This is a genomic window from Streptomyces sp. NPDC088794, from assembly GCF_044750545.1.
Taxonomy (GTDB): domain Bacteria; phylum Actinomycetota; class Actinomycetes; order Streptomycetales; family Streptomycetaceae; genus Streptomyces.
The window spans coordinates 187391-211149 of the sequence record NZ_JBIVKB010000012.1; the positions used below are offsets into that span (position 1 = coordinate 187391).

At 68.6% G+C, this 23759-nt stretch carries 25 protein-coding genes and 1 pseudogene; 13 read left to right on the forward strand and 13 right to left on the reverse strand.

Annotated features, from left to right (window positions below; translation table 11 throughout):
- Window positions 1–136 precede the first annotated feature (136 nt).
- Both ACIP6U_RS30620 and ACIP6U_RS30625 read right to left on the reverse strand, forming a co-directional pair.
- On the reverse strand, window positions 137–1039 hold the full coding sequence (locus tag ACIP6U_RS30620) for a helix-turn-helix transcriptional regulator (RefSeq protein WP_401724397.1): 903 nt from the start codon (window positions 1037–1039) through the stop codon (window positions 137–139).
- Between the two features lie 104 nt (window positions 1040–1143).
- Window positions 1144–1605, reverse strand: coding sequence for a cupin domain-containing protein (locus tag ACIP6U_RS30625; protein WP_401724400.1), 462 nt, complete (start codon window positions 1603–1605; stop codon window positions 1144–1146).
- Window positions 1606–1830: 225 nt separating this feature from the next.
- On the opposite strand from ACIP6U_RS30625, the gene ACIP6U_RS30630 reads away from it, so the two are divergent.
- Both ACIP6U_RS30630 and ACIP6U_RS30635 read left to right on the forward strand, forming a co-directional pair.
- Window positions 1831–2499: a TMEM175 family protein gene (locus ACIP6U_RS30630; RefSeq protein ID WP_401724403.1), complete on the forward strand. Its 669-nt coding sequence runs from the start codon at window positions 1831–1833 to the stop codon at window positions 2497–2499.
- Window positions 2500–2549: 50 nt separating this feature from the next.
- Window positions 2550–2759, forward strand: a pseudogene (locus ACIP6U_RS30635) (hypothetical protein); the annotation flags it as partial.
- Window positions 2760–2780: 21 nt separating this feature from the next.
- On the opposite strand, the gene ACIP6U_RS30640 reads toward ACIP6U_RS30635, so the two are convergent.
- Window positions 2781–3215 carry a hypothetical protein gene (locus ACIP6U_RS30640; protein WP_401724405.1) on the reverse strand — a complete coding sequence of 145 codons (435 nt, stop codon included), beginning with the start codon at window positions 3213–3215 and terminating at the stop codon, window positions 2781–2783.
- 468 nt (window positions 3216–3683) lie between these two features.
- On the opposite strand from ACIP6U_RS30640, the gene ACIP6U_RS30645 reads away from it, so the two are divergent.
- Both ACIP6U_RS30645 and ACIP6U_RS30650 read left to right on the forward strand, forming a co-directional pair.
- Window positions 3684–4511: an enoyl-CoA hydratase/isomerase family protein gene (locus tag ACIP6U_RS30645; protein WP_401724407.1), complete on the forward strand. Its 828-nt coding sequence runs from the start codon at window positions 3684–3686 to the stop codon at window positions 4509–4511.
- A 54-nt stretch (window positions 4512–4565) separates the two neighbouring features.
- The gene (locus tag ACIP6U_RS30650; protein ID WP_401724409.1) at window positions 4566–5432 is read left to right on the forward strand and encodes an alpha/beta fold hydrolase; all 867 of its coding nucleotides are present in this window, start codon (window positions 4566–4568) and stop codon (window positions 5430–5432) included.
- Window positions 5433–5450: 18 nt separating this feature from the next.
- Here the strand turns inward: ACIP6U_RS30650 and ACIP6U_RS30655 are convergent, their stop codons facing one another.
- On the reverse strand, window positions 5451–6416 hold the full coding sequence (locus ACIP6U_RS30655) for a GlxA family transcriptional regulator (protein WP_401724411.1): 966 nt from the start codon (window positions 6414–6416) through the stop codon (window positions 5451–5453).
- A gap of 168 nt (window positions 6417–6584) precedes the next feature.
- Between ACIP6U_RS30655 and ACIP6U_RS30660 the strand changes: the two genes are divergently transcribed.
- Window positions 6585–7334 (forward strand): MBL fold metallo-hydrolase, encoded by a 750-nt coding sequence (locus ACIP6U_RS30660; RefSeq protein ID WP_401724413.1) that lies wholly within the window; start codon window positions 6585–6587, stop codon window positions 7332–7334.
- A 39-nt stretch (window positions 7335–7373) separates the two neighbouring features.
- Here ACIP6U_RS30660 and ACIP6U_RS30665 read toward each other — a convergent pair whose 3' ends face one another.
- The gene (locus ACIP6U_RS30665; RefSeq protein ID WP_401724416.1) at window positions 7374–7967 is read right to left on the reverse strand and encodes a DUF4328 domain-containing protein; all 594 of its coding nucleotides are present in this window, start codon (window positions 7965–7967) and stop codon (window positions 7374–7376) included.
- Window positions 7968–8105: 138 nt separating this feature from the next.
- Window positions 8106–8780 carry a Type 1 glutamine amidotransferase-like domain-containing protein gene (locus ACIP6U_RS30670; RefSeq protein WP_401724419.1) on the reverse strand — a complete coding sequence of 225 codons (675 nt, stop codon included), beginning with the start codon at window positions 8778–8780 and terminating at the stop codon, window positions 8106–8108.
- Window positions 8781–8972: 192 nt separating this feature from the next.
- Here ACIP6U_RS30670 and ACIP6U_RS30675 point away from each other — a divergent pair, with 192 nt between their 5' ends.
- Together ACIP6U_RS30675 and ACIP6U_RS30680 are read left to right on the forward strand one after the other, a co-directional pair.
- A complete protein-coding gene (locus ACIP6U_RS30675) occupies window positions 8973–9515 on the forward strand; it encodes an RNA polymerase sigma factor (RefSeq protein ID WP_401724421.1) in 543 nt (180 codons plus the stop codon).
- Complete coding sequence (locus ACIP6U_RS30680; protein WP_401724424.1) at window positions 9512–10009, forward strand: transmembrane transport protein; 498 nt, start codon at window positions 9512–9514, stop codon at window positions 10007–10009. Before ACIP6U_RS30675 ends, ACIP6U_RS30680 begins: the two co-directional genes overlap by 4 nt.
- A gap of 7 nt (window positions 10010–10016) precedes the next feature.
- On the opposite strand, the gene ACIP6U_RS30685 is transcribed toward ACIP6U_RS30680, so the two are convergent.
- The 5 genes from ACIP6U_RS30685 to ACIP6U_RS30705 are packed head-to-tail and all read right to left on the reverse strand — an operon-like array spanning window position 10017 to window position 15990.
- On the reverse strand, window positions 10017–10490 hold the full coding sequence (locus ACIP6U_RS30685) for an acyl-CoA thioesterase (protein ID WP_401724427.1): 474 nt from the start codon (window positions 10488–10490) through the stop codon (window positions 10017–10019).
- Window positions 10471–12849: a bifunctional salicylyl-CoA 5-hydroxylase/oxidoreductase gene (locus ACIP6U_RS30690; RefSeq protein ID WP_401724430.1), complete on the reverse strand. Its 2379-nt coding sequence runs from the start codon at window positions 12847–12849 to the stop codon at window positions 10471–10473. Before ACIP6U_RS30690 ends, ACIP6U_RS30685 begins: the two co-directional genes overlap by 20 nt.
- The gene (locus ACIP6U_RS30695; protein WP_401724433.1) at window positions 12846–14564 is read right to left on the reverse strand and encodes an AMP-binding protein; all 1719 of its coding nucleotides are present in this window, start codon (window positions 14562–14564) and stop codon (window positions 12846–12848) included. The genes ACIP6U_RS30690 and ACIP6U_RS30695 overlap by 4 nt, the downstream gene beginning before the upstream one ends.
- Window positions 14565–14605: 41 nt before the next feature.
- Window positions 14606–15511, reverse strand: a complete 906-nt coding sequence (locus ACIP6U_RS30700; protein WP_401724436.1) for an acyl-CoA thioesterase — start codon at window positions 15509–15511, stop codon at window positions 14606–14608.
- Window positions 15508–15990: a cupin domain-containing protein gene (locus ACIP6U_RS30705; protein WP_401724439.1), complete on the reverse strand. Its 483-nt coding sequence runs from the start codon at window positions 15988–15990 to the stop codon at window positions 15508–15510. The genes ACIP6U_RS30700 and ACIP6U_RS30705 overlap by 4 nt, the downstream gene beginning before the upstream one ends.
- Window positions 15991–16180: 190 nt before the next feature.
- Here ACIP6U_RS30705 and ACIP6U_RS30710 point away from each other — a divergent pair, with 190 nt between their 5' ends.
- From ACIP6U_RS30710 to ACIP6U_RS30730, 5 genes are all read left to right on the forward strand, one after another.
- Entirely contained in the window at window positions 16181–16600 is a 420-nt protein-coding gene (locus ACIP6U_RS30710) for a RidA family protein (RefSeq protein ID WP_401724442.1), read from the forward strand.
- A 93-nt stretch (window positions 16601–16693) separates the two neighbouring features.
- The gene (locus ACIP6U_RS30715; RefSeq protein ID WP_401724445.1) at window positions 16694–17581 is read left to right on the forward strand and encodes a fumarylacetoacetate hydrolase family protein; all 888 of its coding nucleotides are present in this window, start codon (window positions 16694–16696) and stop codon (window positions 17579–17581) included.
- A 156-nt stretch (window positions 17582–17737) separates the two neighbouring features.
- Entirely contained in the window at window positions 17738–18580 is an 843-nt protein-coding gene (locus ACIP6U_RS30720; RefSeq protein ID WP_401724448.1) for a PaaX family transcriptional regulator C-terminal domain-containing protein, read from the forward strand.
- A 377-nt stretch (window positions 18581–18957) separates the two neighbouring features.
- The gene (locus ACIP6U_RS30725) at window positions 18958–20754 is read left to right on the forward strand and encodes a CocE/NonD family hydrolase (protein ID WP_401724451.1); all 1797 of its coding nucleotides are present in this window, start codon (window positions 18958–18960) and stop codon (window positions 20752–20754) included.
- A gap of 66 nt (window positions 20755–20820) precedes the next feature.
- The gene (locus ACIP6U_RS30730) at window positions 20821–21006 is read left to right on the forward strand and encodes a hypothetical protein (protein WP_401724453.1); all 186 of its coding nucleotides are present in this window, start codon (window positions 20821–20823) and stop codon (window positions 21004–21006) included.
- Window positions 21007–21019: 13 nt separating this feature from the next.
- On the opposite strand, the gene ACIP6U_RS30735 is transcribed toward ACIP6U_RS30730, so the two are convergent.
- Both ACIP6U_RS30735 and ACIP6U_RS30740 read right to left on the reverse strand, forming a co-directional pair.
- Window positions 21020–21460: a DUF6086 family protein gene (locus tag ACIP6U_RS30735; RefSeq protein WP_401724456.1), complete on the reverse strand. Its 441-nt coding sequence runs from the start codon at window positions 21458–21460 to the stop codon at window positions 21020–21022.
- A 68-nt stretch (window positions 21461–21528) separates the two neighbouring features.
- Window positions 21529–23007, reverse strand: a complete 1479-nt coding sequence (locus ACIP6U_RS30740) for an MFS transporter (RefSeq protein ID WP_401724458.1) — start codon at window positions 23005–23007, stop codon at window positions 21529–21531.
- A gap of 141 nt (window positions 23008–23148) precedes the next feature.
- Between ACIP6U_RS30740 and ACIP6U_RS30745 the strand changes: the two genes are divergently transcribed.
- Window positions 23149–23733 (forward strand): TetR/AcrR family transcriptional regulator, encoded by a 585-nt coding sequence (locus ACIP6U_RS30745; protein ID WP_401724460.1) that lies wholly within the window; start codon window positions 23149–23151, stop codon window positions 23731–23733.
- The last annotated feature ends 26 nt before the right edge of the window (window positions 23734–23759 follow it).

Genomic DNA, 23759 nt, shown 5'->3' on the forward strand with positions numbered 1-23759 from the left:
CGGCCCTTCGTTCGCCCGGGAGGAAGTACGACGGCTCGAACCATCGAGGCGAGCCTCGCCACCGTCGCACCACTCCCACGCCACAGGGGTCCGGCCGGCGCACACCGCACCGGCCTTCGTCACCGAACCGTGACCATCAACCGGCGCTGGAGATCCCCGACTTGGGGCGGGCCGGGCTCGTACTCACCGAAGTACGGGCGGCGCGCAGGGCGTCGATCCTCTCCGCGCCGGTGGTCCCGGCCTCGGCCGTGTACGTGACGACCCTGAGATCGGTACCGGCGGGCGTCAGGATGTCGAGGTCGACGTCGATGTCCCCGACCAGCGGGTGCTCGATGGTCTTGCGGTCGCCGACGTGCGCGCGGGCGGTGCCGTTGGACCACAGGCGCGCGAACCGGGGGTTGCCGCGCCGCAGGTGGTCGACAAGGGAGGCGAGACGTCCGTCGTGCGGATGGGCGGCGGCCGTCACCCGCAGATCGGCGACGAGGTCCTCCTCCTCGGCCTCGTCGCCGGCCCACGACCTCACCGGCCAGCCCGCGATGGGCACCCCCGCTGGTCCCCCGCTCGACCGGAACATCCCGGCGACGAGATTGCCCTCGTCCCAGCCGTACGTACGGGGATCACCGACCGTCGCGGACCACATTCCGTTCCAGCCGACGAGGGTCCAGTCGGCGGCGAAGACCGCGGTGGGGTTGTCTCCGAGCCGCCTCACCAACTGGCCTACTCGCGCGGGCACTTGCCGGGACACGCTCCCGGTGGCGGGTGGCGCGAGCCGGGCGCAGCGGAACAGATGGTCGCGCTCGGCCGGGTCGAGGCGCAGCGCCCTGGCCAGGGCGGCGACCACCTGGTCGGAGGGGTGGCGGGCGCGGCCCTGCTCCAGCCGCACCACGTAGTCGACCGACAGCCCGGCCAGTCGGGCCAGTTCCTCGCGACGCAGTCCGGGGATGCGCCGGTCGCCGTCCGTCGGCAGCCCGCAGTCGCCGGGTGACACACGCTCACGCCAGCCCCGCAGTGCGATGCCCAAGTGGTTCGTCGTCGCCATACAGATCATCGTGGTGCACACGCCATGGACCACAGGCTGCTTCTGCCGCCCCGCGACGGACTCTTTACTCGCCGGCACGTCCTCGCGGCACGCGTCGGCGATGGTCAGCGGGGCGGTCCGACGATGATCTGGCCGTACGTGTCGGCGGCTTCGGCCAGGAGGTCGCGGGAGATCTCGTAACCCTCGGGGCGCGGGCTGGCCAGGTCGCGGCCGGCGTGGCGGAACATGCCCTCGATGCCGCCCGGGGTGCAGATCATCAGCAGGTCGGCGGTGTCGGACGTGATCCGGTAGCCGTGCGGGACGTTGCGGGGGAGGAAGACGATGCCGCCCTCCGACAGTTCCATCTCCTGGTCGTCGCACCACAGCAGCGCGCTGCCCTTGATGAGCATGAACACCTCGTCCTCACGGGTGTGTTGGTGGTACGGCGGTGCCTCGCCCTTGCTGACGGAGAACCGTCCGACGGTCAACTGCCCGGCGGTGGCCGCGCTGTCCAGGAGGACGGCGAACTCGCCGCCGTCCAGCCATTCGAGCTTCTGCTGCTGCTCGGGCTGTGCGAGATAGGCCATGGTCATGACGGTGTCCGATCTGCGCCGTCGGCGGACACGGCGCCTTCGTCAGCGGGGAACGACGGTCTGGTCTGGTCCGATCCTCCTTCGGCCCGTACAGCGACCGCCAGTGGAGTGGGTGGGAACAGCAGTACCACTCCCCGACCCGAGACCTGGGCCACCGGCTATGTGCATGTGGGCAACCGGCGCACGGGACCCACAACCACCTGTGGCATCCTCTGCGCCATGGCTCACTCGACTGATCAACAACCGCCCGAGGACACGGAGATCCGGGCGGTCGCCGCGGAGCGGCTCACGTTCTTCGGGGACGCGGTGGTCGCCATCGCGCTCACTCTGCTGGCACTGGAACTGCCGGTGCCGGAGGGCTCGACCAATTCCGAGTTGTGGCACTCGGCCACCGATCACCGTGACGCCTACATGGCCTTCGCGATCAGCTTCGTGGTGATCGCCGCGCACTGGCGCGCCCACCACCGGGTGTTCCGCTATGTCACGTCGTCGAACAAGCTGATGACGAGCCTGACCGTGTACTGGCTCCTCATGTTGGTGATCACCCCGTTCGCGACCGACGTGATCGGCGGCGACGGCGCGTTCCAGGCCCGGTTCATCTTCTACGCGATCGTGCAGTTCGTCGCGTGCGTGCTGTTCGTCTTCATGGTCCGGGAGATCCGCCGCGCCACCCTCTACCGCCCGGGCACCCCGCCCGACCTGCTGCCCGGGGCAATCCGCCGCATGAGCGCGGTGGCCGCGGGGTTCCTGGTCTCCATCCCGGTCGCACTCGCCACCGAGTGGGCGTACCTGTGCTGGATCCTGGTCCCGGGCATCCCCGCGGTGATCTTCGCCGCACGCCGGCGCGGCTCCGACGGACAGGTCGCGGGGGCCGCGGGCAAGGACTAGGCCCTGTCCGACGGATCATTGAACTGCCGCATCTCCGGGTCCGCATGGTCATGGGGCGGGGCGATCTGATGAACAGCGAATGGTCGCGGCTGCTGCCGCACCTACCGAAAACCGGTGGGCAGGGTGGACGCTGGGTCAGTCACCGCACATTCGACGTCCTGCCGCGCCCACCAACACACCGCCGGTGCCCGCAGGAAAGCTTCACGTGTCCCGAAAAAAGATCACGGCCCCGGCACCACTGCCCCGACGAGAGGCTCGGAACATGAGCTTGCAGGCAGTCCTCATCGTTGCCAGAGGAAGGCGGCCGCACCGCAGGGGTGGCAGTGAAAGACGTAACCGCGGCCGCCTCCACCGAAGTTGGCGGAGGTCGCGAAGTCGGATCCCTCTTCGAGTTCGGCCGTGAATGTCATACGGGCGGTGCAGGAGGGACAGCCGGGGGTCTCGTCACCTTGGATCCAGTCGGGTTCGCCACCCAGCCGTCCCAGAACAGGCTCCGTGGTTGGGGTGTCGGCTGGGTGGGGGCGCAGGGAGGTCACCGCTCCGAGCAGTGTCTCGCCCTGGGCGGGGACGGTAGCCGCCGATAGTTGGCCTCCGAAGACGAAGCCGCGGTTGGCACCGGAGGTGGCGTCCCAGTCATCGCACATGCCCGGGTCGTTCTGGCAGAAGAAGACCGCGATCACCCCCACTTCAAGGGGCAGATAAGCCAGGAACTGCATGGGCCCGCCGCACTCGCGGCAGTTCGGCCAGACGAATCCAGCCGGGACTAGTGGCACTCCCCCCGTGCGTAGTTCGGGAGCGTCAGCTACGGCTTCCCCGCCGTGGACCAGCAGCATGGCCAAAGCCTAAGCGAAATCTTCCCCACTCCAACCGGACGGAGGCGACCGAGGGCTCAACCCGAGATCCGCCGACAGGCCCTAGCGCGCGTGGCCGCTTTTCAGCGGTTATTGACGTTCTTGCCATAGGCGGCGTGTTCCTGCGACGGGGACAGTGTGACGTGCGGCGTTCGCCAGCGAGCGACATGTCGGCATCCTGCGAGAGACCACTTCGAGCAATTCCGGCAACCGACACCAACCACGGTCGCCGATCGGCGATTGCTTCGTGCTCAACAGAGCGGGTGTTCTCCGACGGACAGGCGTGCCTCCGCACTCCTTGCGCTTTGCACCCTACGGATCAGGAACACCCCCATGTCGAGCAACACCACGGCCCCCGCACACGCACCCGTACGTGCCGAGCGGCAGAGCCCCGGCTACTGGCGCGTCACCTTCGACAATCCTCCCCTCAACCTCTATGAGCCCGAGGTGGAGACCGCTCTCGACGAAGTCGTCGGCAGGCTCGAAGCGGATCCCGACGTCAAGGTCGTCGTTTTCGACAGCGCCGTTCCCGACTTCTTCATCGCCCATCTGAACCTGGGCAGGATCGCCGAGTTCGGTGCAGGCATGCCGACCTGGTTCGACATCATCGGTCGCCTCGGGAACGCCCCTTTCATCACGGTGGGCTCCCTCCGGGGTCGTGCTCGCGGCATCGGGAACGAATTCCTCACCACCCTCGACGTGCGTTTCGCCAGCCGCGAGAAGGCCGTGCTGAGCCAACTGGAGATCGGCACGGGCGTCATTCCTGGCTGCGGCGGCATTCAGCGTCTGGTGCAACTGACAGGGCGTTCACGGGCATTGGAGATCGTCACCTCTGGTGAGGACTACGACGCCGATACCGCCGAGCTGTACGGGTGGGTCAACCGTGCCGTGCCGGACGCCGAGTTGGACGCCGTCGTCGACCGTTTCGCGCGGCGGCTCGCCCACTTCGACGCCGATGCCCTGCGTGCGGTCAAGGAGATCATCAACGAAGAGGCGCCACTGCACGACGCCGCCCGTCTGTCAGCCACGCACGCCCGCTTCGCCGGGCTGCTCGCACGGGATTTCGTGCAGGACCGGCTGAGCCTTTCGGCCAAGGCGAGCCCCGAGGTCATCTACGACCTGGAACTGAACATGGGCGAACGCCTCGGTCCGCGCGGCTAGTTCGCGCGCACGCCTGCCTATGTGTCGATGACACCCGTACGAGAGGGACCAGCTGTGACCACCGAGACCGTACAGAGCCAGATCGAGACGCCCAACCTCCACGTGGACGCCGCGGACGGCGTCACCTACCGCTACCGCCGCTTCGGCCGGGCCGACACCAGCACCCTGCCGCTGGTCTGCCTGGTGCACTTCCGCGCCAACCTCGACAACTGGGATCCCGAATTCGTCGACGCTCTCGCAGCCGAGCGCGAAGTCATCCTGGTCGATCTCGCCGGCGTCGGCGGCTCCACGGGCACCACGCCGAACAGCGTCGAGGAGATGGCGTACAACGCGATCGCCTTTCTCGACGCCATCGACCTACGCCGTTATGACCTGTTGGGTTTCTCGCTCGGCGGTTTCATCGCTCAGGAGATCGTCCTCTTCCGCCCTTGGCAGGTGCGCCGCCTGGTCCTGGCCGGCACGGGCCCCCGGGGCGGGCGTGACATCCACCTGTACACGGCGGGGGCCATCCGTGACGCGGCCTTCGGCGACGCTCCCGCGCCCACCGATCTACTCACCCTCTTCTTCGAGAAGAGCGCGTCCAGCCAGGCCAGGGGCGTGGAGTTCCTCAAGCGCCTGGGGCTGCGTTCTGCGGAGCGGGACACCTCGACGGACCTGGCCGTCCGTGACGCGCAGTTGACCGCGATCTCCGCGTGGGGTGTGCGCGACGACTCTCGCCTGCAGCGTCTGGAGTCCATCCAGCAGCCCGTTCTGGTGGCCAACGGGGACAACGACGAGATGATCCCCACCAAGAACACCTACCTGCTGTCCCAGTACCTGCCCAACGCGAAGCTGAGCATCTACCCGGATGCCGGCCACGGGTTCCTCTTCCAGTACCCGGTCGAGTTCGCCGACGAGGTGAACGCCTTCCTGGGTCGGTGACGGGGTGACGGACTCAGGTCATCGGGCAGGAGTGACCGACGCCTGGAAAGTGCGCCGGTAGGCCGCCGGGGAGACACCCAGTTCGGCGTGCATGAGCTGACGCAGAGACGCGGCGGTGGCGAACCCGATGTCCGTGGCGATCTGGTCGACGGACATGGTGCTGGACTCCAACAACTGACGGGCACGGTCCAGGCGTTGCTTGATGAGCCACTGTCTCGGCGTCACCCCGGTCTCGTCCCGGAAACGCCGGCTGAAGGTGCGCGGGCTCATGTGCGCGTGCTGTGCCAGCTGGGGCAGCGTCAGCGGTTCACCGAGCCGCTCGAGCGCCCACTGGCGGGTGGCGGAGGTGGACGCGGTGTCGCCGTCGGGGATCGGACGCTGGATGTACTGCGCCTGACCACCTTCGCGGAACGGGGGTACCACGCATCGCCGGGCCGCGATGTTCGCCAGTTGGATGCCGTGGTCGATCCGGATCAGGTGCAGGCACAGGTCCACCCCTGCCGCGGCACCGGCGGAGGTGAGCACCTCCCCGTCCTCGACGAACAGCACTCCCTCGTCGAGCCGGATGTGCGGGAACCAGCGGCGGAACACCGGCGCGCACTCCCAGTGCGTGGTGGCGGTCCGGCCGTCGAGCAGTCCGGCCGCGGCCAGGACGAACCCACCGGTGCAGATGGAGGCGAGCCGGGCGCCGGGACGGGACCTGGTGAGTGCGCCCGTGACCTCCTCCGGCAGTTCCCGGGTCAGTCTGCTCGGGTCCACCGGGGTGACGATCACCGTGTCGGCCGATTCGAGCAGCTCAGGACCGTACTGCACCGTGATCGAGAACCCGGCGTTGGTGTCGACCGGCCCACCGTCGACCGAGCAGACATCGACCTCGTAGCGGCCGTCGGCGGCCCCCAGGATGCGTGCCGGGATGCCCAGCTCGAAGGGGTAGACGCCGTCAAGCGCGAGAACGGCGACTCGGTGTCGGTGCACACGATTCATGGCGCGATTCTATCGGTGCGCACCATCCGAGCCACGAACCAGTTTCTCCAGATGAAAGGAACACCCATGACATCTCTCGACTACGCCGTACACGTCAGTCCCCTGCAGCCGTTGTCGACCAGTGCTCTGCCCCCTCGACCTGACGGTGGCCCACTCCTGTGGTCTCCGTTGTCCACGACGATCGTCTACGGTCCCCGCGAGGCCGTTCTGGTCGATCCGGGATTGACGACCGAGCAGGGCGTCGACGTCGCCGAGTGGGCGGCCGGGTTCGACCGCACGATCACCGGAATCTACGTAACCCATGCGCACGGCGACCATTGGTACGCGACCGCGCCTGTACGTGAGCGATTCCCGGACCTCAAGGTGTGGGCCACGGCCGAGACGATCGCGGAAATGCACCGGACCACTCCGGGTGGAAAGCCGAACCCGTTCTGGGGAGCGGCATTCCCGACACTGATCGGCGATACCCCGGTCATCGCCGAGGCGGTCCCGGAAGGGGGACTCAAGGTCGACGGGGAGTCGCTCGTACCTCACGCGGCCGGTCACACCGACACCGAACACACGACGTTCCTGCACGTACCCTCGCTGGACCTGGTCGTGAGTGGCGATGTCATCTACAACCAGGTGCACCAGTACCTCTCCGAAGCCGGCGACCACGGCATCGAATCCTGGCTGAAGGCGATCGACGCCGTGGAAGCGGTCAACCCGACCAGCGTCGTGGCTGGCCACAAGAATCCCGAGCGCGACGATCCCGCGTCCACCATCACTGACACCCGCGATTACCTCAACGCCGCCGCGGAGGCCTTCGCCGGCGCCACCCACCGGGTCGAGTACTTCAACGAGATGGTGCAACGCTTCCCGAAGTGGTTGAACCCGGGAATCGCGTGGCTGACCGCGGTGGGACGCTGGGCCGAATAGGCGTAGCCTCTGATCTCCGCGCCACACCCCACAACGAAATCAGGCGCTGATACGCGTGTCCGAGACCTCCGACGGCTGGCTCTGCAATGTCGTGATGCGCTCGATGACGAGCCCGACCAGTACGGCCGCCGCGATCATGAGCGCCTCCGCCACCACGAGGAGTGCCATCGAGCCCGGGGCGGCCCGGACCGCCACCATCAGCACCAGCGCGTGCGTGATCCAGGCGCCCCACCACAGATTCACCAGTGCCGTGTCCCGCTTCTGCTCCCACTCCGCCGAGCCGGCGCGTCCGATGTCGAGGACGAGCCGGCGAGGGACGACGAAGTTGACCCCGGGTACGAACCACGCGCCGATCGTCCAGCCCCGACTCGAGAGCGAGGTCTGAGGGGACAGCTCCAGGGCATTGCGCCGGGACCGGGCGAGCCACACGAGGAACAGCACGATCGCAAGAGTCATCAAGTAGACGAACACCATCGAGACAACGCCCGACTCGTGCGAGGACCTATCCGTGCGGTGCACATGCTGATCCCGCACAGCCACCGCGCGGAACACGTCCGCCACGGCGGCCACCGCTATCGCCACCTGCGCGGACCGGGCAAGAATCCATGGAGCTCTGCGGGCGGTGTTCGTCATCTTCTTCAGCCTGTTTCGGAGGGTTGGGCGGACACGACGGACGGTTGGGCGAAGTGATCATAGGGTCTACGCGCCCCACGCGCGTAGAGCTCTCAGGTCCTCGATCGCGATCGCGCGAAGACAGCAGGCCTCCTACGTTCATGACACCCCGTTGAACAACTTCCACTGCCCCTCGGAGACGACCTCGACGCCGCCGTCGGTCACTTTGATGGCGGTCTGGGCGTCGATGGCGTAGGCCGGACCGCTGATCCCGACAGCCCACCGCTCGGCCTCCGCCATGGTGTTCTCCGGACAGCCGGGGCTGTCGAGGTGCGGAAAGAGGCAGAAGTCGACGACTCTCAGCGTGCTGTCGTCACCGGTGGACTTCCTCCAGCCCACGAAGGCCTCTCCGATGCGCGGGGTCAGCACCATGCTCCCCGCACTGAGCCCCACATAGACCGTGTCGTGCAGCGATGGGAGGAGGTCGGCCAGTCCGGACTCCCGCATCCAGTGGCACAGGTACAGCGCGTCGCCACCGTTCACGAGAAGGACGTCTGCCTCCCGCACCCAGGAGACCCAGCGTTCCTTGTCGATGCCGGGCAGTGCGGTGAGCTCCAGCACGCCCACCGACTTCCAACCCAGCTCGGTCATGGGACTGGGAGACTGTCCGCTGATGAAGCGCCATGGCCCACGCGGATCCCCGTACGGGCCCCCGTAGCCCGCAGTGGGGATACAGAGAGCGTCGGCTTCGGCGATCGGTTTGCCAAGGAGGTCGACCAACGCCGCCAGGATGCTCGCGTTCCTGACGCCGGAGTCGGTGAGGAGAAGTTTCATCACGCCCCCGCTGATCGCCTGGTGAGAATGATCAAGTGACGCTAACACGACCGGCGTGCACGGAGGTTGGGGTATCAGAGCCCGGCGCCGAGCTGGAGTCCCCTCGCGGTTCCCGCCCGAGTGAGTCCGTGAACCTTTCCCTCCCCCGCACCGACTGTCCCGGTGAACCATGAGGCGACACAGGGAGACGCGGTGAGCGACGACGGGCACGGAAGGCTGCTGGTGGTGCGCTGCCAGCTCGGGGAGCGCGAGGCGTTCCACGAGCTGGTGCACCTCTGGCACGACCCGCTGTGGCGCTACGTGAAGGGCATGGTGGGCTCCCCGGACACCGCGGACGACCTCGCCCAGGAGGCATGGGTCGCGGTGGTGCGCGGCCTGCCGCGGCTACGCCAGCCCGAGCGGTTCGCGGCATGGCTGTTCACCATCGCCCGCCGCACGGTCACCGACCACCTCCGGCAGACGTACCGCACTCCCCCGACCACCACCGACGTGGAGACGGAAGCCGATGGCGACGACTCCGACGCGGGCGTGCTGACCGCACTGGAGATCCAGGCAGGCCTCGGCGGGCTCCCGCCGCTGGAACGCGAAGTGCTGCTCCTGTTCCACATCCAGGACCTGCCCCTGGCCGCCTGCGCGGACGTGCTCGGCGTACCGCCGGGCACCGTCAAGAGCAGGCTGCATCGCGCTCGCCGCATGTTGCGGGACGTCCTTGTCGAGAGGGGATACGAGGCATGAGTGAGTACGACGACGCGGTACGCCGCGATGTGCCGAGGGAACTTGAGCACGCGCTGTCGGCGGAGGTCTCGCTGCGGGCCCGCATGCGGCACATGGCCGTCGGTCTCGCGGGAGGGTGCGGGGCCGCACTCATCTCGGTGCTGTGGGCGACCGAGCCACACCCCCTTCCGGTGCGTACCCAGGCCGCCTTCGCCGCGCTGATCGGCGTCGGTCTCGTCTGGGCCGCCTTCGCCGGATGGGTCCTGAGCCGCCGCCGACCCCTGTACGCCCGGGACCGGGTCCTGGGCGCCCGCCTCGCCCTCACCGTCACCAGCTTGACCTGCGTCGCCGGTACCACGCTGGCCGCGGTCCGCGGCACCACGACCGAAGCGTTGACCATCGCCCTGACCGGCACGGTCCTCGTCATCGCCGCCGGACTGCTCCTGCTACGAGCGCATGCCCATCGTCGAGAGTTGCTGAGACTGCGCAACTCCCTTCAGGAGACGCTCACGTGACGCTCCGTCACCCACCATCCGCACCATGGCCCACCGTCTCGCCTCGCAGCCTGGCCACCCACTCGGAGGGCCACGGTGCGCTCTCGCGAGCACCCGGTGGGACATGCACCGTGACATACCGGCCCGAGGCCGCCAGCCGTCGTGGTCGCTGCTCGAACTCCTCGCCCCAGACCTCGAAGCGGAAGGTGAGCGACGACCTGCCGACGCGTTCGACCACGACAGTCGACGTGACCTCCTGCCCGAACCACAGGGGCGACGCGAAGTCGACCTCGTATCGGACCCGCGGCGCGGCCCCGAAGTAGCCGTCGACGCCGTGCTCCCGCATCAACATCGCCTCGGCCGCCTCGACGAACCGCACGACGGCCGTGTTGTGGTGGTGCCCTGCCGCGTCGGTGTCCATCCACTCCACCCGACCTCGGTGGACGGCACGGGCGAGGACGCCGGCGCCGTCCACCTCCTCGTCAGACGGAGGCCGGTGCATGCGAGGGGGTCCAGCGCAGATGGATGTCCTGGGCGGAGTCGTCGGCCCGCAGCAGCGAGAGACGCGGGCGTACGGCGTCGGTGCGGGCGCTCGGTGGCTTGCGGCGGCCGGCCCCGAACTGCACCGGCCACTGGGCCGCCTCACCCTGGTAGTCCTGCTCGGCCGCCGCATGGAGGGTCCAGTGCGGGTCGTAGAGGTGAGTCCGCCCTACGGCGCACAGGTCGGCCCGGCCCGCCAGCAGGATCGAGTTGACGTCGTCGTACGAGGCGATGGCGCCGACGGCGATGACCGCGGTGCCGGTCGCGGCGGCGATCTCGTGCCGGATCCGGTCCGCGAACGGCGTCTGGTAGGAGCGGCCGAACGCCGGGGTCTCGTCCTTGGTGACCTGGCCGGAGGAGACGTCGATGCCGTCCGCCCCGTGCGCGATGAAGGCGCGGGCGATCTCGACGGCGTCGTGTTCGGTGTTGCCGTCCGGCATCCAGTCGGTGGCGGAGATACGCACGATCATCGGCCGCTCGGCGGGCCATGCCTCGCGGACGGCGTCGAAGACCTCCAACGGGAAGCGCAGCCGGTTCTCCAGCGAGCCGCCGTGTTCGTCGGTGCGGTGGTTGGCGATCGGGGAGAGGAAGGAGGAGAGCAAGTAGCCGTGCGCGCAGTGGAGTTCGATGAGGTCGAAGCCGGCCTCGGCGCCCCGGCGGGCGGCCGCGACGAAGTCGGCGACGATGCCGTCCATGTCCTCGCGGGTGAGTTCGCGAGGTACGTGGCAGCCGGGGCCGTACGCGACCGACGAGGGGCCGACCGTCTCCCAGTTGCCCTCCGGCAACGGGTCGTCCATGCCCTCCCACATCAGTCTCGTGGAGCCCTTGCGACCCGAGTGGCCGATCTGGAGGCCGATGCGGGCGGTGCTCCGCTCGTGGGCGAAGGACACGATCCGCGCCCACGAATCGCGCTGCTCGTCGTTCCACAGACCCGTGCAGCCGGGCGTGATACGACCCTCGGGCGAGACGCAGACCATCTCCGTCATGACCAGTCCGGCACCGCCCATCGCCTTGGAGCCGAGGTGCACGAGATGGAAGTCGCCGGGGACGCCGTCGACGGCGGAGTACATGTCCATGGGTGACACGACGACCCGGTTCTTCAGCTCCAGCTGGCCCAGCCGGAACGGCTGGAACATCGCCGGTGAACTACCGCCGAGCCCTTGCGACTTGGCGAAGGCGGCGTCGACGCGGTCGGCGAACTCCTGGTCCCGGGTGCGCAGGTTGTCGTAGGTGATGCGACGGGAGCGGGTCAGCAGGTTGAAGCAGAACTGGGTCGGCTCCTGCCGGCCGTACATGCCGATGTTCTCGAACCACTCGAGTGACGCCTGCGCGGCCCGCTGGGTGGACTCGACGACCGGCCGCCGCTCGGTCTCGTAGGCGGTCAACGCCGTTTCCGCGTCGAGGTGTTCGTGCAGACAGGCGGCGAGCGCGAGCGCGTCTTCCATCGCCAGCTTGGTGCCCGAGCCGATGGAGAAGTGCGCGGTGTGCGCGGCGTCGCCAATGAGGACCAGGCTGCCGTGGTGCCAGCGTTCGTTGCGTACGGTGGTGAAGTTGAGCCACTTGGAGTTGTTGGCGAACACCTGGTGGCCGGCGAGTTCCTCGGCGAACAGGCCCCGGATGCGGTCGACGGCCTGCTCGTCGGAGGTGCCCGGCTTGAACTCGGTTCCCTCGGTGGCGTCGAAGCCTGCGCGGCGCCAGACGTCCTCATGCATCTCGACGATGAAGGTGGAGCCGGAGTCGGAGTAGGGATAGCCGTGGACCTGCATGGTCCCCCACTCGGTCTCCTTGATGAAGAACTGGAACGCCTCGAACACCCGGTCCGTGCCCAGCCACATGTACTTGCTGTGCCGCCGGTCCAAGGTGGGCCGGAAGACGTCCGCATGCTCCTGCCGGATACGGGAGTTGACCCCGTCGGCTCCCACCACCAGGTCGTGCGAGGCGCGGAGTTCCGCGATGCCGGGGGCGATGGTCGAGAAGCGCACGTCGACGCCGAGGGCGCGGCAGCGCTCCTGGAGCAGGTGGAGCAGTTCCTTGCGGCTCATGGCCGCGAAGCCCTGGCCGCCGATCGTGTGGCTCTCGCCGCGGTAGTGGATGTCGATGTCCGTCCACCGGGCGAACCGGCTGGCCATCGCCTCGGCGAACTCGGTGTCGGCGTTCTCGATGCCGCCGAGGGTCTCGTCGGAGAACACCACACCGAATCCGAAGGTGTCGTCGGGGGCGTTGCGCTCCCACACGGTGACCTCGTGGGTCGCGTCCAACTGCTTCATCAGAGCGGCGAAGTAGAGCCCACCGGGACCTCCGCCGACGATCGCGATTTTCACGGAGCTACCTCTCCCTGCTCGACGGCGGGCGCGGCGGCCAGCTCATTCTCGATGATCCTGCGGAGCGCGAAGTGCTGGAGTTTGCCGCTGACGTTGCGCGGCAGGGCGTCGCAGAAGCGGACGTCGCGTGGGTACTTGTAGGGCGCGATGACCTGTTTGACGTGGTCCTGGATCTCCTTGGCCTTGGCCGCGTCACCGCGCACGCCGTCCCGCAGGACGACGAAGGCGCACACCACCGAGCCACGCTCCTTGTCGGGGCGGCCGACGACCGCGCACTCCTGCACGTCGGGGTGGGTGTCGACGGCGGCCTCCACCTCGGGTCCGCCTATGTTGTAGCCCGAGGAGATGATCATGTTGTCGCCGCGGGCGTGGTAGAAGAAGTAGCCGTCCTCGTCCCGGTGGAAGATGTCGCCGGTGGTGTTCCAGCCCGCCACGACGTAGTCCCTCTGCCGTTCGTCGTCGAGGTAGCGGCAGCCGACCGGCCCGATGACACCCAGCCGTCCCGGCTCACCCGGGCCGAGTTCCTCGCCGTCGGGCCCGAGCACGGTGGCCCGGTATCCCGGCAGCGGCCTGCCCGTTGCACCGGGGCGTATCTCGTCGCCGACGGCGGTGATGAAGATGTGCAGGAGTTCGGTGGCGCCGATGCCGTCGATGACCTCCAGCCCTGCGCCGTCCCGCAGTTGCTCCCACGTGGTGCGCGGAATGTGTTCGCCCGCCGACACCGCGACCCGCAGTCCGACGAGTTGGCGCGCCTGTCCCGCGCGCACGATCGCCCGGTACGCCGTGGGCGCCGTCGCGAGCACGGTGACGCCCAACCGCTCGACGAGATCCGCCAGTTGAGTCGGCGTGGCCGTCTCGGTCAGCAAGGCGCAGGCGCCGGCCCGCAGCGGAAAGACGACGAGCATGCCGAGGCCGAAGGTGAACGCCAGCGGAGCCGTGCAGGCGACCGTGTCCTCCGGGGTCAGCCGCAGGGCGTGGCGGCCGAAGGTGTTGTCGATGGACAGGATGTCGCGGTGGAAGTGCATGGTGATCTTCGGTACGCCGGTGCTGCCCGAGGTCGGTCCGAGGAGTGCCACGTCGTCGGCGGCGGTCTCCACGTTGGTGAACTCGCCCGACTTGGCCGCGGCGCGCGCCACGAGGTCCTCGGGGGCGCCGCCGCCGTACTCGACGACGGTCAGCGACGGCCACGCGGTGTCGCGGACAGTGTGCATGTCCTCGGCGAACCGGTGGTCGACCAGCGCGATGGAGGGCCGGGTCCGCTCGACGACCGGCGCCACCTCACGGGCGCGCAGGGCGGCCATGGTGGTCACCACGACCCCGCCGGCCTTGAGCACGCCGAGCCAGGAGGCCACCGTCCAGGGCGTGTTCGGCGAGCGCAGCAAAACGCGCCCGCCCGGCACCAGTCCGAGGTCCTCGGTCAGCACCTGCGCCACCTGGTTGGCGCGCGTGAGCAGTTCGCCGTACGTCCACGTCTCCCCCGCCGGTGTGCACAGGGCCGGCCGGTCGGGGCCGAACCTGGCGGCGGGGATGTCGATCAGTTCGGTGGCGGCGTTGAGTCGGTCCGGGTAGTTCAGCTCCGGCGTCGTGAACTCGATGGTCGGCCACAGGTGTGCGGGCGGCAGGTGGTCGCGCGTGAAACCGTCCACGTGCGCGGAGGGTGAGAGGGCGGCGGGAGAAGAAGGGGGAAAGGAGGAGGGAGAGGAAGGGCGAGACATCGGAAGGGTCCTTCCGGGAATCCGTCGGCGGGCCGACGGGGTCAGGCGGAACGGAGCATGCCCTCCTGGGCGACTGTGGCCAGGTGACGGTGATCGCGGGTGTAGAAGCGGCCCGTGCCCAGGCCTCGGCCCGCGTCGGCGGCGGCGGCTTCCTGGACGTAGAGGAGCCAGCCGTCCACCGGTCCCGGGCGGTGGAACCACATGGCGTGGTCGAGGCTGGCGGTGATCAGCCCGGGCATGGCCCAGGCCAGGCCGAGGACCCGCAGGACGGGTTCGAGGATCGTGTAGTCGCAGACGTAGGCGAGTGCGGCCAAGTCCCTTTGGGCGTCGGTGAGTCCGTCGACCGGGCGCAGCGGGTCGAACGGCCGGAGCCAGACCGCCTGGTGCGGGACCTGCTTGCCCTCGACGGTGAGGTAGACGGGTCCGGGTACGTGCCGCATGTCGAAGCCGCGGCCGGTGGACCAGTAGGCCTTGGACTCCTCGGTCATCGTGCCGCCGTCGAGGTCCGCCAAGTACTCGGCGGAGGTGGGGAGTTCCTCGGGGGCTGGAACGTCGTCCGTGAACTCGGCCTCGAAGGTGCCGCCGGGCTCACCCGCGGCGAAGTTGGCCAGGCAGACGTAGAGGAGTTTGCCGTTCTGGTAGCCGCGTACCTGACGGGTGCTGTAACCGCGGCCGTCGCGCAGCAGCTCCACCTCGTAGCGCACGCTCGCCCCGATGTCGGCGGGGCGCAGGAAGTAACTGTGCATCGAGTGCAGCGACTTGCCGTCGGTCACCGATCGCATCGCGGCCGCCGCGGCCTGCGCGACGAGGTCGCCGCCGTAGGCCTTGGGCCAGGGGCAGGGCTGGGTGACGGCGGTGAAGGCGAGGTCGAAGTGCTCGGGCGCGGTGGCGGTCAGGGCGACCGCGTCGGTGAAGACCTTGGAGGTCGGGGAGGTCTCGGCCGTCATCGGTTCAGCCAGTCGCGGAGTTCGGAGTCGGCGATGTCGGGGAGGTTGACGACGATGTTCTCCGGGGTCCGGGTCGTCATCCACGTCAGTGGCTTGCTGCGCGAGAGGTTGCACTCGACGTGGGGCATGAAGGGCGGCACGAAGACCCAGTCGCCCTCCTCCATGTCGACGTAGTCCTCGAACTTCTCGCCGAAGTAGATGCGGGCCCGGCCCGACAGGACGTAGCCGCCGGTCTCGGCCTCGCCGTGGTGGTGGGAGACCGAGCGGTAGCCGGGTTCGTTGCTGACCTTGCCGAACCACAGCTTGGTGGCCGGGGTGTGCTGGATGCTGACGCCCGAGACGCGGACGGCCCCGCCCGAGTCGGCGGTGCCCCCGTCCTCCAGGCCGCCGCGCGTGACCACGGGTGCGACGAGGCCGCTGGGCAGTCGGTACATCGAGTTGTCGCCTTCGAGGCGGTACTTGCTGAGGTCGGGCTCCATGGTGGTCGGCTCCGTTCGGTGGCGAGGAGGGCGCCTGTGCCGTGGGACGAGCGAGCGGGTCGTACGAATGCGTCGTGCGAGTGGGTCGAGACGTCGACGCCGGTATCTCGTATTTTTCACTGTCGTCAATTAAAGTCAATACCAGACGCCGAGTGGACCCGTTTCCACCCCGACTCGACCTGGAGACCCAATGACGCCCGTCGCCGTGAACCCGGACTCCCTCCCCGCTCCCAGCGGCTACTCGCACGGGACCCTCGCGGGAAACACGCTCCACCTGGGCGGACAGACCGCTCTGGACGCGGAGATGAAGATCGTGCCGGGCGGGATCGTCGCCCAGTTCCGGCAGGCGTTCGGCAATGTGCTCACCACGCTCCGCGAGGCGGGCGGGGAGCCGAAAGACCTGGTCAGCATCACCATCTACCTCACGGACATCCCCGACTACCAGGCCCACGGCAAGGAGATCGGCAAGGTCTGGCGCGAGCTCGCCGGCGCCGTCTACCCGGCCATGGCGGGGATCGGCTGCACGGCCCTGTGGCAGCCCGAGGCCATGATCGAGATCGTCGGCGTGGCGGTCATCCCGGACGAGCGGCTCGTGACGCCGGGCTCGTAGCCGGCACGGGAGCGGAGTACGGCCGCGCAGGCGACCACAGACCTACGTAGCGACAGGCACCCCCTACGCCCGAGAACCGAAAGGCCGACCGGCATGAAACTCGCGTCCCTCACCGTCGACGGCGTCCGCCGGACCGGCGCCGTGCAGGAGGCCACGCAGGTCATCGCCCTGCTGCCCCCGTCGGTGGGCACGGTCGACGACATCGTCCGCGGCGGCCCGACCGCCCTCGACACAGCCCGGGCCGCTCTCGCCGACGCCGACACGATCCCGCTCTCCGGCGCCCGCCTGGAGTCGCCGCTGCACCGCTTCAACCGCGACATCCTGTGCACCGGCTGGAACTACTGGGACCACTTCGAGGAGTCGAAGGGCAAGCGCGAGGGCCAGGACCCCGTCACCCGCCCCGAGCACCCGACCTTCTTCACCAAGGGCCCGGACACCGTCATCGGCCCCACCGACGACATCTCCTACGATCCCGATCTGTCCGCCAAGTGGGACTACGAGGCCGAGATCGCCCTCGTCATCGGCCGCGACGGCCGGTCGATCCCCGAGGAGAAGGCCCTGGAGCACGTCTTCGGCTACCTCGTCGCCAACGACGTGTCCCAGCGCGACCTCCAGCGCGCGCACGGCGGCCAGTGGCTCAAGGGCAAGAGCATCGACGCCACGATGCCGCTCGGCCCATGGCTCACCACGGCCGACGAGATCACCGACCCTGCGGGACTGCGGGTGCAGTGCGAGGTGAACGGGCGCCTGCTGCAGAACGCCTCCAGCAGCGACATGGCGTTCTCCTTCGCCCAGATCATCGCGGAGCTGAGCCGCGGCATGACCCTGCGCGCGGGCGACGTGATCCTCACCGGCACCCCGAGCGGGATCGGCAGCGCGCGCGATCCGCAGATCTTCCTGGGCGCCGGCGACGTGGTCGTCACCCGGGTCGACGGGCTCGGCGAGCTGCGCAACACGGTGACGCGTACCCGCCTGACGTGACCGGCCCCTTCACCTGGGCCGGCGTTCGTCGAGGTCAGTGCCCGCGCCGAGGGTGACGAGCGGGACGTCGATCGACAACAGGGCGATAAACTGCCCGCCGAACGACGATCCGGCCGCCGTTGCTTAACCGCCGGGAGCACAGAGGAGCGTGTCGCCATGACGGCGGAACCACAGTCCGCCGGCGGACGTGACACCCGCCTGGGCCCGCTCATCACCACGATCTTCGGCCTCTACGCCCGAGGCGAGCACAACTGGCTCTCCGTGGCATCGGTCGTGAAACTCATGGCAGACCTCGGATTCGAGGGCCCCGCCGTACGCTCGGCCGTCTCCCGCCTGAAGCGCCGCGAGGTGCTGCGGAGTCAGCCGCACGAGGGCGCGGCGGGCTACTCCCTCGCCGACTCGACCCTGGAGGCACTCGCCGAGGGAGACGTACGGATCTTCGAGCGTGCCCGGGCGACCGCCGAGGACGGCTGGCTCGTGGTCGTCTTCTCCGTGCCCGAGTCCGAGCGCGAGAAGCGACACGACCTCCGCAGCAGCCTGACCCGCCTGGGCCTCGGCACCGCGGCACCGGGGGTATGGGTCGCACCGGGCAACCTCGCGGTGGAGACCCGGCGAACCCTGGAGCGTCGGGGCCTCGCCGCGTACGTCGACATCTTCACCGGCGACCACTTCGCGTTCGGGGACCTGCGATCGAAGGTCCGCACCTGGTGGGACCTGGACGAACTCACCGAGCTCTACGCCGACTTCCTACGGCGCTACGACCCGGTCCGTGAGGGCGCCCCGGCCGGTGGCACCACACCGCCGGAGGCATTCCGGACGTACATCCCGATGCTGACCCAGTGGCGGCGACTGCCCTACCGCGACCCGGGCCTGCCGCTGTCCCTGCTGCCATCGGGATGGAACGGGGTGACCGCGGGCGCCCTCTTCGCCGAACTGAACGGCCTCCTGAGCGCACCGGCGCGCGAACATGCCCTCAAGGTGATCCACGAGAACAGCTGAGTTCACGTCCTGGTCCGGGTACGGCCACGACGTTCTCCTCTCGGTACGAAGCAGTGCGCGGGGGGCAACGTACTGGGCGCGAGACGACTCAATTGGAGAACCTATCTCCGGTTACTGCGGCGCGGGAAGCCCTCGGACACAACTTCCTGACACAGGTCGACCGTCACCCCGGAGCACCTGGACCCACGCCTACTTCCCGGCTTGCGCAAGCCCTTGACAGTGCCCCACAACCCTCCTGACACTACCGAACATTCGGTCGTCCAGGATCCTGGCGAGCGGCCGTCGTCGGCGCACCACCACCCCTCACTCGAGCCGACCGAACAGGGCCTTGTTCCCCCGCGCACAACGGAGAGCACCACCGACCTCAAGGAACCCGCATGCCGAAATCCAGGACCGGGCGCCGCAGCAGAGCGACTCGCCCGATCGCGGTACTGGCCAGCAGTTCAGCAGCGCTCGTCCTCGTAGTTGCAGGTCAGACGGCAACCACCAGCAGGCCGGCCGCGGCCTCGACCTGGCAGCCGCCGGCTGCCACCTACACGGCGAGCCAGCCCGTGCACACGACCGTCGCCATGGACGACGGCGTGAAGATCTCCGTGGAGGTCGTCCATCCGACCGACCCGAGTACCGGTGAGCGAGCGGCCGGCCCGTTCCCGGTACTGCTGACACAGAATCCCTATGGCTCGGTGCGTTCCGACCCCACCGACAGCGGAACCTACTTCGTGCAGCGGGGATACATCTTCGTGGCCTCGGCGGTCCGGGGCACGGGTGACTCCGGTGGGCAGGTGGACTGGTTCGGCGACCGGCAGGGCCGTGACGGGGCCAACCTGGTCGACTGGGCGGCCCGCAGTCTGGCGGGTTCCAACGGCAAGGTGGGTCTTGAGGGTTGCTCCTACCTCGGGGTGAACCAGTGGTTCACCGCGGCGGCCGTGGGCAAGCACTCCGCTCTCAAAGCCATCGCGCCGTTCTGCACCGACTCGGACTTCTACAACGACCTCACGGCGTCCGGCGGCATTCCCACCACGTTCGTCGCCGGTATCGCCCGGGCCGAACCCCGAGGTCCCGAGGACGATCCGGCGGCCGACCCGCAGGCCGTGACGATCGCCCAGCAGGCCACGGGCGGTTCGCGCTCGTACAACGACGCGTACTGGCAGGCGCGGAGCGTCCAGAAACAACTCGTCCCGCAGATCGTGAAGAACAACATCCCGGCGCTCAGCGAGGCCGGGTGGCGCGACATCTTCCCGGGCGGGAACCTCGACGCCTATGTGGCGAGCCAGAACGCCTACTACCACCGGCCGTTGAGCACACCCATCTCGCCGGACGAGCCCGTCACCGGCCGGTATCAGGCGATCGTCGGGCCCTGGACCCACGGCGAACACGTCAACGAGGAGTCACTCCAGGCCATTCGCCTCGAGTGGTTCGACACCTGGCTCAAGAACGCGCCCACCGGCATGGCTTCCACGTCAACTCCCCTGCACCTGTTCGAGAACGGCGCGGACACCTGGGTCGACAGCGCCGCGTGGCCGCTGTCGCTGGACGCCCGGACCTACTACCTCGGCAATGGTTCGTTGACGGCTACCAAGCCAGGATCCAAGGGTAGTGACAGCCTCCCCTGGGCCACACCGACCGCGTCAAACACCCTGACCTACACGACAGCTCCGCTCACCAAGGCGGCCCTGCTCAACGGGCCGACCGATGTCACCCTCTACGCCAAGTCGACGACGGTCGAGACCGAGTTGACGGCCACACTCAACATCGTCGCGCCGGACGGCACGGTGACCAAGCAGGCCGACGGAATACTCCTGGGCAGTCAACGCGCGACGGACGCCAAGGACAGCCTGTACGGCAAGAACAAGACACTCCTCGAGCCCAGTCACCCCTTCACCCAGGCCTCGCAACAACCCGTGACACCCGGACAGACGACCAGGTACGACATCTCCCTCCTGTCCCGCTTCGCAAAGATCCCGGCTGGCTACAGAATCCAAGTCACCATCAACAGCCAGCCCCCCGCCAACTACCACCTCCAGGTCGCCCCCACCCCACAACAACTCACCAACCTGACCGGCGGCCTCTACACGATCGAACGCTCCCCAGAAGCGGCGTCGTTCATCAACCTCCCACTGACATCACCGGGTGCGGCAACGCCGAGCGAGGACAACTGGGGACCTTCATCCTGAACTGAGCGGCCCGCAAGGTCAGTTGTCGCCGCCGAGGAGACCGACGCCACCCGTCTCGCGGAGCAGTTGGCCGCCTGCCTGGCCCCGACCGGCGGCTGGTACGTCAACTACAACACCGCCACGGAGGCCTTCGTGGTCTTCGCCGAAAGGATCTTCCGCTACCCACGCAAGCAGGCCGAGGGCCGACGACAGGCACAGGCTTACGCACGCTCCATCGGGATCCCGGAACCACAACTGGACTGGCAGGACTGACCGTTGTACCGGCTCAGCGGGCCATCCAGTGGTCCATCTCCCGCGCCCGTGTCTCCAGTGCGTCGACGACCGCGGCCGTCGTGCCCTGGGGATTTCCGGGGGCCTGGATGTCATGCCGGACGCCGCCGCTCACATCGCCGGAGACCGTCTCGGGCATCGGGACCTCGATGTCCGCCCGCCGCGCCAGCGCGAGCGCCGTCGCCACGAAGCCCTCGGAGAGGGCGAGGATCACGGTGTGTCCGGTTCGGCAGTGCCAGGTGACCAGGCCGCGTACGAACTCCGCGTACGCGGCCGGGTCGACCTCAAGTGTGTCCGGGTCGCCCCAGTGCTTGCCTTGGCCGATTCCCGAGGGCAACTTGAGTTCTGCCTCGAAGACCTCGACCTGTCGCAGGAAGAGGCGTCCGGCGCCGTTGGACGGCTCCCACAGCGTCTCGTCACCCATGTCGAAGTTCATGCCCATCGCCAATCCCCCTGTTCAGCAGCCCCGGCAGAGGGTAGATCATCGGACGGCCGGATGCCCGCCTACGACCGGTCGCCGGTGTGACGTCGCGGCAACAACACGGCCGCCGCCAACGCGCCGAGCGCGAAAACACCCGCCGCCCACCAGTACGCGGTGACGTAGCCGTGGATGGAGGCCTGCGCATCCACCGTGCGATCCGAGGTGTTGTGGGTCGCGAGGAAAGTCGCCGTCGCGGTCGCCGCGATCGTGTTGAGAAGCGCCGTGCCGATCGAACCGCCGATCTGCTGCATGGTGTTGACCGTCGCCGAAGCCACTCCGGCGTCCGGCGCCGCCACACCGTAGGTGCCCAAGCTCATGGCGGGCGGCAGGACACAGCCCAGCCCCAGGCCGGCCACCACAAGCGGTGGCAGCACATCGGTGGCGTAGTCGGTGGTCAGGCCGATGCGGGTGAGCCACACCATGGCGAGTGCCGCCAGGACGAATCCGCCGGTCAGGACAGCTCGGGGACCAAGCTTCGGCACCAACTTGATCGTGGAGATCTGGCCGGCCGCCATGATGCCCAGGGTCATGGGCAGCAGGGCGAACCCGGTGCGGACCGGTGAATAGCCTTGGATGTCCTGAAGGAAGTAAGTCAAGAAGAGGAAGATCGCGAACATCCCCGCGCCCACGAGCAGGATGGACACGAAGGCACCCCCGCGGAGCCGATCGCGAAGAACACGCAGGGGTAGGAGGGGTTGTGCGGTCTTGTTCTGCCACCACGTGAAGACGCCCAACAGAGCGAGACCGACGAGCAGCAGAGCCCAGCACCTGAGTGAGGTCCACCCATATGTCTCCGCGTCGGACAATCCGTAGACGACCGCGAACAGGCCCGACGAGGCCAGGAGTGTGCCCGGCACATCGAAGCTCGGCCTACTCGTGCGGGACGAGCGGGGCAGCATCAGGAGCGCGCCGACGAGGGCCACACCCGCGATGGCCACATTGACGTACATGGTCCATCGCCACGACAGGTATCCCGTGAGCACTCCCCCCAACAGCAGCCCGATGCCGCCTCCCGATCCGGCCACGGCTCCGTAGATGCCGAAGGCCTTCGCGCGCTCCTTGGGCCGGGTGAAGGTCGTGGTGAGCAAGGACAGCGCGGCCGGCGCGAGGAGCGCGGCGAAGAGGCCTTGCAGGGCACGCGCGGTGACGAGCGAGGCGAAGCCGGGCGCCGCGCCGCCGAGCGCGGAGGCCAGGGCGAACCCGACGATCCCGGTGACGAACATCCGGCGCCGACCGAAGAGGTCGGCCAGCCGGCCACCCAGGAGGAGCAGGCTGCCGAAGGCGAGTGCGTAGGCCGTCACGATCCATTGGCGCTGGCCGTCCGAGAAGTCGAGCGCCCGCTGGGCGGACGGCAGCGCGATGTTCATGATCGTCGAGTCGAGTACGACCATGAGCTGCGCCAGCGCGATGACGGCCACGGCCCACCACGGACGCGAGGGCGTGGCAGGACCGGCGTCCCGGGCCGGAGCGACCGGTGCGTCCGACGAGTCGGTGAGGGGCATGGTCTGGGATCTCCCGTACGAGGTGGCAGCGGGCATGGAACGGACAGACAAGGAAATGAATCTGAATTCAGTTTCACTCCTGGCGGTTGATCTGTCAAACTGGTCGCGGGACCAGCCGCAGGACTTCAGGGAGTGGACACGGTGCAGACCGCCAAGTCGCAGCGCACGGAGGCCGAGTTGAAGGCTGCGGCGCGACGGCTCATCCTCCGCCAGGGGTACGCGCAGACGAAGATCACCGACATCACCAAGGAGGCCGGCAAGGCGGCGGGCTCCTTCTACCGGTACTTCACCGACAAGGACGACCTGATGCGGTCGCTGGCGGAGGACTTCCTGGCCTCGCATCGCGATCGCGCGCACGGAACCCTCGGCCCCGACCACCGGTTCTCGACGCGTGACGACGTCCGCGCACCTGTGGAGGCGTACTGGGAGAACAGTCGCCTGCACCTCGCCGAGATGACGGGCATCTTCCAGGCCGCCCAGGCCGACGAAGGATTCGCCCGCACCTGGGAGAACCTGCACAGTCACCACGTGGCGATGTGGGCCGACCACATCGAGCAGATGCGCGGCCCGCGGGACGACAACACCATGACCGCGCAGGCGGTGGTGTGCATGCTCGAGTCCTTCTGCTACGCCCAGCTCCGCACCTCGCCGGAGAACGTCGCCATGGCCGTCGACGTCCTCACCGACCTGGTCATGCACGGCATCGCACCCGACGCCGGCGCGTAGTTCCGCCCGGGAACTCCCTTGGTGAC

Excerpts from the sequence above, each read along its gene's own strand:
- ACIP6U_RS30645 (WP_401724407.1), top strand. The coding sequence starts at position 3,684 with ATGTCGAGCAACACCACGGCCCCCGCACACGCACCCGTACGTGCCGAG.
- ACIP6U_RS30630 (WP_401724403.1), top strand. The coding sequence starts at position 1,831 with ATGGCTCACTCGACTGATCAACAACCGCCCGAGGACACGGAGATCCGG.
- ACIP6U_RS30625 (WP_401724400.1), bottom strand. The coding sequence starts at position 1,605 with ATGGCCTATCTCGCACAGCCCGAGCAGCAGCAGAAGCTCGAATGGCTG.
- ACIP6U_RS30740 (WP_401724458.1), bottom strand. The coding sequence starts at position 23,007 with ATGCCCCTCACCGACTCGTCGGACGCACCGGTCGCTCCGGCCCGGGAC.
- ACIP6U_RS30655 (WP_401724411.1), bottom strand. The coding sequence starts at position 6,416 with ATGAATCGTGTGCACCGACACCGAGTCGCCGTTCTCGCGCTTGACGGC.
- ACIP6U_RS30720 (WP_401724448.1), top strand. The coding sequence starts at position 17,738 with ATGACGGCGGAACCACAGTCCGCCGGCGGACGTGACACCCGCCTGGGC.
- ACIP6U_RS30670 (WP_401724419.1), bottom strand. The coding sequence starts at position 8,780 with ATGAAACTTCTCCTCACCGACTCCGGCGTCAGGAACGCGAGCATCCTG.
- ACIP6U_RS30640 (WP_401724405.1), bottom strand. The coding sequence starts at position 3,215 with ATGCAGTTCCTGGCTTATCTGCCCCTTGAAGTGGGGGTGATCGCGGTC.
- ACIP6U_RS30710 (WP_401724442.1), top strand. The coding sequence starts at position 16,181 with ATGACGCCCGTCGCCGTGAACCCGGACTCCCTCCCCGCTCCCAGCGGC.
- ACIP6U_RS30705 (WP_401724439.1), bottom strand. The coding sequence starts at position 15,990 with ATGGAGCCCGACCTCAGCAAGTACCGCCTCGAAGGCGACAACTCGATG.
- ACIP6U_RS30735 (WP_401724456.1), bottom strand. The coding sequence starts at position 21,460 with ATGAACTTCGACATGGGTGACGAGACGCTGTGGGAGCCGTCCAACGGC.
- ACIP6U_RS30700 (WP_401724436.1), bottom strand. The coding sequence starts at position 15,511 with ATGACGGCCGAGACCTCCCCGACCTCCAAGGTCTTCACCGACGCGGTC.
- ACIP6U_RS30725 (WP_401724451.1), top strand. The coding sequence starts at position 18,958 with ATGCCGAAATCCAGGACCGGGCGCCGCAGCAGAGCGACTCGCCCGATC.
- ACIP6U_RS30685 (WP_401724427.1), bottom strand. The coding sequence starts at position 10,490 with ATGCACCGGCCTCCGTCTGACGAGGAGGTGGACGGCGCCGGCGTCCTC.
- ACIP6U_RS30695 (WP_401724433.1), bottom strand. The coding sequence starts at position 14,564 with ATGTCTCGCCCTTCCTCTCCCTCCTCCTTTCCCCCTTCTTCTCCCGCC.
- ACIP6U_RS30620 (WP_401724397.1), bottom strand. The coding sequence starts at position 1,039 with ATGGCGACGACGAACCACTTGGGCATCGCACTGCGGGGCTGGCGTGAG.
- ACIP6U_RS30665 (WP_401724416.1), bottom strand. The coding sequence starts at position 7,967 with ATGACGAACACCGCCCGCAGAGCTCCATGGATTCTTGCCCGGTCCGCG.
- ACIP6U_RS30680 (WP_401724424.1), top strand. The coding sequence starts at position 9,512 with ATGAGTGAGTACGACGACGCGGTACGCCGCGATGTGCCGAGGGAACTT.
- ACIP6U_RS30715 (WP_401724445.1), top strand. The coding sequence starts at position 16,694 with ATGAAACTCGCGTCCCTCACCGTCGACGGCGTCCGCCGGACCGGCGCC.